At 64.1% G+C, this 5,755-nt stretch carries 7 protein-coding genes; 4 read left to right on the plus strand and 3 right to left on the minus strand.

Annotated features, from left to right (window positions below; all coding sequences use genetic code 11):
- Positions 1 to 219: ATP-binding protein (locus tag RMO23_RS13975; protein WP_309682678.1), on the plus strand; the 219-nt coding region annotated here is incomplete at its 5' end.
- 255 nt (positions 220 to 474) lie between these two features.
- Entirely contained in the window at positions 475 to 1,125 is a 651-nt protein-coding gene (locus RMO23_RS13980; RefSeq protein WP_309682681.1) for a hypothetical protein, read from the plus strand.
- Between the two features lie 129 nt (positions 1,126 to 1,254).
- On the opposite strand, the gene RMO23_RS13985 is transcribed toward RMO23_RS13980, so the two are convergent.
- Positions 1,255 to 2,154, minus strand: coding sequence for a peptidoglycan DD-metalloendopeptidase family protein (locus RMO23_RS13985; RefSeq protein WP_309682683.1), 900 nt, complete (start codon positions 2,152 to 2,154; stop codon positions 1,255 to 1,257).
- Positions 2,155 to 2,435: 281 nt separating this feature from the next.
- On the opposite strand from RMO23_RS13985, the gene RMO23_RS13990 reads away from it, so the two are divergent.
- Positions 2,436 to 3,071: an excalibur calcium-binding domain-containing protein gene (locus RMO23_RS13990; protein WP_309682685.1), complete on the plus strand. Its 636-nt coding sequence runs from the start codon at positions 2,436 to 2,438 to the stop codon at positions 3,069 to 3,071.
- A 133-nt stretch (positions 3,072 to 3,204) separates the two neighbouring features.
- Here RMO23_RS13990 and RMO23_RS13995 read toward each other — a convergent pair whose 3' ends face one another.
- Together RMO23_RS13995 and RMO23_RS14000 are read right to left on the minus strand one after the other, a co-directional pair.
- The gene (locus RMO23_RS13995; RefSeq protein ID WP_309682687.1) at positions 3,205 to 3,732 is read right to left on the minus strand and encodes a hypothetical protein; all 528 of its coding nucleotides are present in this window, start codon (positions 3,730 to 3,732) and stop codon (positions 3,205 to 3,207) included.
- A gap of 362 nt (positions 3,733 to 4,094) precedes the next feature.
- Positions 4,095 to 4,718: a restriction endonuclease gene (locus RMO23_RS14000; RefSeq protein WP_309682690.1), complete on the minus strand. Its 624-nt coding sequence runs from the start codon at positions 4,716 to 4,718 to the stop codon at positions 4,095 to 4,097.
- Here RMO23_RS14000 and RMO23_RS14005 point away from each other — a divergent pair.
- A complete protein-coding gene (locus RMO23_RS14005) occupies positions 4,717 to 5,058 on the plus strand; it encodes a hypothetical protein (protein ID WP_309682693.1) in 342 nt (113 codons plus the stop codon). The genes RMO23_RS14000 and RMO23_RS14005 overlap by 2 nt on opposite strands.
- Positions 5,059 to 5,755: the final 697 nt, after the last annotated feature.

Consider the following 5,755-nt stretch of genomic DNA (forward strand, 5'->3'; position numbering starts at 1 on the left):
GACAACGGCGCCGGCTTTGACATGGCTTTTGCGCCCAAACTGTTTGGCACCTTCGAGCGCCTGCATACGCCAGGGGACTTCCCCGGCACCGGCATCGGACTGGCCACCGTCAAGCGCGTCATTGAACGCCACGGCGGCCGCGTCTGGGCCCACAGCCAGGTCAACCAGGGTGCGACTTTCTATTTCACCCTGGGCGGGCCGGTGCAACTGGCGGCGTAAAGAAGGGCCGGGCGCCCGCCGCAACGCATCTCGACACCACTGCAGCCGGGCAGTAAATACCGGGTAAAGCTCCTGATGGATTACACGGCGTTCACAGATGCAGGCCAACAATGGTTTTACTGAATCGCGAACAGCCCTAGCAAGCAGCGACGCAGGAGCCGCTCCAGCAGCCGCTTGCCGACACCGGGATGCACTCCCGGCCACCGCAGGTTGCGCATGGAGTCGCTGCCCATCCCATTGAAACAGGAGCACTCCATGACCTCGAAACTCTTCACCGCCACCGCCCTGGCAACTGCCTTGCTCGCCGGCCTGGCCGCCGCGCCCGCCATGGCGCAAAACACCTACACGCCCGGTATCGACAATGCCCAGCAGGCCGTGCATGCCCGGATTCAGCAGGGCATGCAATCCGGACAGATCACGCCGTCAGAGGCGCAAAACCTGTACCGCCGTGACCGCGATATTCAAAACCGCGAGGCCGAATTCAAGTCGGATGGCCGCGCCTCGCCGCAAGAGCGCCAGCAGTTGCGCGCCGACATGGCCGAGCTGAGCGCCGAAGTCGAACGCATGATCGCCAACCGCAACGTGGTGGGCCAATACGGGCGGAACGGCCAATACGACCAGAATGGTCAGCACGGCCAAAATAGCCAATATGGCCAGAACGACAACACCCCCGGCATCGACAACCGCCAGTTCGAGATCAGCCAGCGGATTGAAGAAGGCCTGCGCACCGGCCGCATCAGCCAGCGCGAAGCCCGCATGCTGCAGCGCCAGGAGCGAAACATCCAGCGCCACGAAGCCGCCTTCAAGTCCGACGGCGTCGTGACCCAGCAGGAGCGCCGCCAGCTTCGCAATGAGCTGAGCGCACTGCGCGACCAGGTCGAGCGGCTGATCAACCCGCGCGGCTAAGCGAACTGCAAGCGCACGGCAGGCGCTGCAACAGGCCTTGCGGTGAAATCCGCAAGGCCTGTTGTTCGTTGGGGTCGCGTTGTGGTGCAGGCTGAGCCGGCGCCAGGCGGCTCGCGCGTCAGCCGGTTTTCAGGCCGCCAGAAACAAGGCCGGGTCAACCATCACCCGGTTCAGCATCACGCCCCAATGCAGGTGCGGCCCGGTCACGCGGCCGGTGGCACCGACGGCGCCCAGGCGCTCGCCGGTTTTCAGCCAATCGCCCGGCTTCACGTCGATGGCACTCAGGTGGCACAGCATGCCCAGCAGCCCGCCGCCGTGGTCCAGCCACACCGTGTTGCCGTTGAAGAAATAGTCGCCGGTGTCGATCACCCGCCCCGGTAACGGCGCCAGCACCGGTGTGCCCGTGGCGGCGGCGATGTCCATGCCGCTGTGTGGATTGCGGGGCCGCCCGTTGAACATGCGCCGCAGCCCAAACGAACTGGAACGCCGCCCCGGCGCCGGCACCCGCATGCGCAGGGGCAACTGCGGCAGGGGTTCGGAGAAGGTGGCCATCACCGGCTCCAGGTGTGCGCGTTCACGCTCGTAGCGCGCCGTGTCTTCGGCAGACAAATCAACCGTGCCGGGCGCCACCTTCAGGCGCTGTTCGCGGTACCGTTTGGGCGCCACCGTGTAGGCAATCTGCCGCAGGCCACCGCCTTCAAGCTGCACCGAAATGCTCGCCGGGCCGGGCACGGCGGCCAGAGGGATGCCGACCAGCGCCTTCCACTCCATCGCATCACCGAGCACCAGCAGCGGCACATCGCCATCACCCACACGCCCATGCGCCACCGGCCGTGCCGCCGCCGGGCCCAGCGACAGCCGGGCAATGCCGCCAGGCACCGGCGCGGCATCGGGCCAGACCTCAACCGGCTGCGGCAGCGGCGCGGCGGCAAGGGCAGAAACCGGCAACGCCAGCAGCCCGACGGCGCCTAAGAGGGTGGCGCGGCGGGTTAGACAGTCAGGGGAAGGGGCGGTTGGAGGAGACAGCACGGCGTTTTTGAAGTGGTGAATGAGGAGGCAAGCGCGGGCAAGCGCGGGAATAGGGGTGGACCGGGAAGCGGAACGGTTTATCTTGCCACCAAGTCCAGAGCCGCCGGTGCCTGGTCTCCACCAGCCAACCGACCCCATCGACCCCATCGACCCAACGCGCCGCTAGAATTTCGCCATAGTTAAAAATCGCATGCACGCCAGGCAGTGCATGAAACGGGAGCAGGTCATGGGCAATTCGGACAACACAATCTTGCGCGCAGGGGCTTCCTGCGCCGTCTGTCATGCGCTTTGAGGGCAGCCTCAAGAAGTGGAGCCCCGACCGCGGCTTTGGCTTTATCGAAGCAAGCCATGGGGGGCCGGAGCTGTTTGTTCACGTGTCTGCGCTGACGTGCGATGGTCGCGTGCCTCTCGTGGGCGATGCGCTTTCTTTTGAGGTGGACATTGACCGCGAGGGCAGAAAACGCGCCGTGCGCGTGCGACGCTCCAGACCGGTCCTGACCCTGGCCAGCTTGCCCGAAGGGCACGCCAACCGTCGTGATGGCGGCACCGGGGCCTGGCGGCCGAGCCGCCCGGCAAGGCCGGCAAGAAAGTCCGGGCGCACGGGCGCAGGGTTCACCAGCTCGTTGATCGGCTTTGGCATCGTGCTGGCGCTGGGGTGGTTTGGGTACGAAAAATTCTCCGCTCGCCTTCAACTTCAATCGGGCAACGGCTCCGGCCAAAACCAGCCCGCTCTGGCGCTGCCGGCCGCTACGCCGGTCAACCCCTTTCAGTGCGACGGACGCCAGCACTGCTCGCAAATGACGTCGTGCGCGGAGGCCAAATACTTTTTGAAGAGTTGCCCGGGCACCCAGATGGACGGCGACGGTGACGGCGTGCCCTGCGAACAACAGCTATGCACTGGGCTGTTTGGCGATTGACAGTCACGGGCCCTGCCGTGCCAAGCCGGGTTCAAGCAGCGTGGCCGATTTACAGGCGAAGCCAGCTGAATTCAGCCTTGAGCCCGAGCTAGTGAGCAACCCCGCCCAGCGCGGGCGGGTTGCGACAGCCTAATCAGGCCGCTTTGGCAGCGCGGCGCTGGCTGAAAGCCGAGCTGCGCTTGACGGGGGCGGTCACCACATCGTCGCCGGCAATCTTGCTGGCCAGCTCGGCCGTCTTTTGCTCCAGCTGCTCGGCCAGTTTGCTCAGCACCAGGGCGCCGGGCGCGGCCACCTTGGCCAGCGTGTCCAGGGTCGTCACGCCGGTTTTTTCTTCAAACGCGCTGGCGTTGGCGGCCACGCGCTCCACGCCGGCTTCGGCCAGCTTCACCAGCTGGCTCACCACCTGCTGCGCGCCGCTGGTCGTCAGGTCCAGGCCCTTGGTGTAATACACGCTAAAAGCCAGCTGCGCCGCCGACGCGTTTTTGGCCGTCTCGGCCGTCAGCTCGCCGCGCGACTGCTTCAGCGCCTCGTTCCAGCGCTGCTCCAGCAGGCCGACCACGCGCTCGCCGCCAGCGCGGTAGGCATCGATCACGTTTTTGGCGGTATTGCCATAAGACTCGATCAGGTCGCTGGCAACGGTAGACAGGTTTTTGGCGCTCATGGTGTTTCCTTTGGGGTTGAGTTGAAGCTAGGGAAGTTGGGGGGGCAAGGCAATGATGCGGGTTTTCCCTAGTGAGCGCGACCTAATGGGCTAGAGTGGGGAATCCAGTTGGGGGATTTGGCCCGCCGGAGTGGGGTGGCAAAGGGGTGCCCGGTCGGGCCAGTTGGCGATCTGGTCGCTTTTTTTGCATTGGTATGCTATGTTTTTTATAGCTAATAGTGCAGGTATTCATTGGGCTATAGGCCTATTTTGTTGTTAAACGGCCAAATTCGATGCTTTTGCGGGCTGGGGGGCGCGGCGGGTGACCCGTCCGGACTTCGAGCGACTCCGCAGACTGCCAACCGCCGTGCCACCACCGCCGGTCAGCGCATGGCGGCCACCATCGGCAGGCGCGATTTGCAGCGTGGGTAGTTGTTGCAGCCCCAAAAGGCTGCGCCGCCCCTGGCCGGCTCGCGCTCAATCAGTTTGATACCGCAGCTCGCGCAGGTGGGGCGCCAGTATTCCCCCTCAAACGCCACCGCCAACAAGGCCTCCTGTTGCTCAGGCGTGCGCGTGGCGATCTGGCGCAACAGCGCCGCGCCGTCCATCGCGTTGATCCCATTGGCCTTCGCAAAATGCTGCGCATCGGCTGTGAAGACCGACGTGGTCGCATAGGTGCCGCGCTGCAGCTTGTGCGATGCCATGACGCCGAAGAACTCCCGCACTTCTTTCACGCCCACTGGCGTGCCTTGCCAGTGCTTGCATTGCACAATGGCCGCCGCGCCTTCGGCATGGCGCGAGTAAAGCCAGATGTCCACGCCGCCATCAGCACCGTGCGTTTGCGAGCGGGTTTCAAACCCGGCCTGGCCAAACAGGGTTTCGCACACGGCTTCAAAGCGCCGCCACTCAATCGCCGCGAATACCGCCGGGCTCCAGGTGCTGGGCCGTGCGGGCGCCATGGCCGAGACCCGATCAGGTGGGCGCCCAAAATGAATGTCTGGCGCCATGACCGGCTCCCGCCTCGGTGCCGCGTCCGGGCGCTGGCTTGAGGCCGCGTCGCGATGGCGAAAAATATTCGCGACCAGCTTGCGCTTTTCCCGGGCATCCAACGTGGCAGAACTGGCGGAACCGACGGACGGTGAGCTGTCATTGCCAGCCAATAGTGCCGCTGCCGACTGCCGCCTGGCATGGGCGATACCCAGCATCACCAATCCGACAGCCAGCATGATCCAGCCCGGAACGCTCAAGGTGGCAGACACCACCCTCATGACGATCGAACCGCCAAGGAAAGACGGCAAGATTAAAAGCGCGAGCCCGACAACGGTGACGCGAAACCCTGTTTCCTGAAGCGAGCCGTCAGGACGCTTTGGCGCCCGCGGGCGTCTTGGCCTGTTCATATTTTTTCTCTCCCTGTTCCACTCACTGCCAAGTGCAGAGGTGAGAGGGCAGTTTACCCATGAACCGGCAAAGTGCCCGGAGCTAGACCAGGCCGACCAGGGCATGGGGTTTAGGTTGATTTAGGCCGCGAACCCAAGCGCAATGCACCCAAGCCACTATCAAAAAAGTAGCGTCGGAGAATCGACAAGATTTGGAGGCTGAATTCAACGCTTGCGTGGCCGGCATCCCCGTGGGCGACATAAGGGTTCGTGTAGCTGGAATTTAATAGGAATCCGACCCCAATTGCCCCCTGTTCAAGCAACTCGACGGCGTCAACACCCTGCAGGCCCTGCCCGCCGGGGGCATGGCTGCGGGTATCGTGGGCGTTGTCCTGGAGGTTTTTACCCAGCCCACCCCCGCTTAGCTGGTCGAGTTTTCAGACGCCGACGGTGAGGCAATTGCTACATCTTTCCTGATGCCGGAACAGGTCGAGCTGGCTTGGGCCTTTGAACCGACGCGCTCACGTCAGGCTTGACGCTTGCTGGCGGCCTGGCGCCAAGGCTGCACACGCTACCAGATTGATAGCTGCTTACGACCGGTGTATATGGGCTGCAAGCCTATTTCATTCATATTTGTCGGCTGCGCAGCCTGCCCTCAATTGTCAAGG

Origin of the sequence: Polaromonas sp. (genome assembly GCF_031411155.1) — a bacterium.
In the GTDB taxonomy this organism is placed as follows: domain Bacteria; phylum Pseudomonadota; class Gammaproteobacteria; order Burkholderiales; family Burkholderiaceae_C; genus Polaromonas.

Excerpts from the sequence above, each read along its gene's own strand:
- RMO23_RS13980 (WP_309682681.1), top strand. The coding sequence starts at position 475 with ATGACCTCGAAACTCTTCACCGCCACCGCCCTGGCAACTGCCTTGCTC.
- RMO23_RS13990 (WP_309682685.1), top strand. The coding sequence starts at position 2,436 with ATGCGCTTTGAGGGCAGCCTCAAGAAGTGGAGCCCCGACCGCGGCTTT.
- RMO23_RS13995 (WP_309682687.1), bottom strand. The coding sequence starts at position 3,732 with ATGAGCGCCAAAAACCTGTCTACCGTTGCCAGCGACCTGATCGAGTCT.
- RMO23_RS14005 (WP_309682693.1), top strand. The coding sequence starts at position 4,717 with ATGACCGGCTCCCGCCTCGGTGCCGCGTCCGGGCGCTGGCTTGAGGCC.
- RMO23_RS14000 (WP_309682690.1), bottom strand. The coding sequence starts at position 4,718 with ATGGCGCCAGACATTCATTTTGGGCGCCCACCTGATCGGGTCTCGGCC.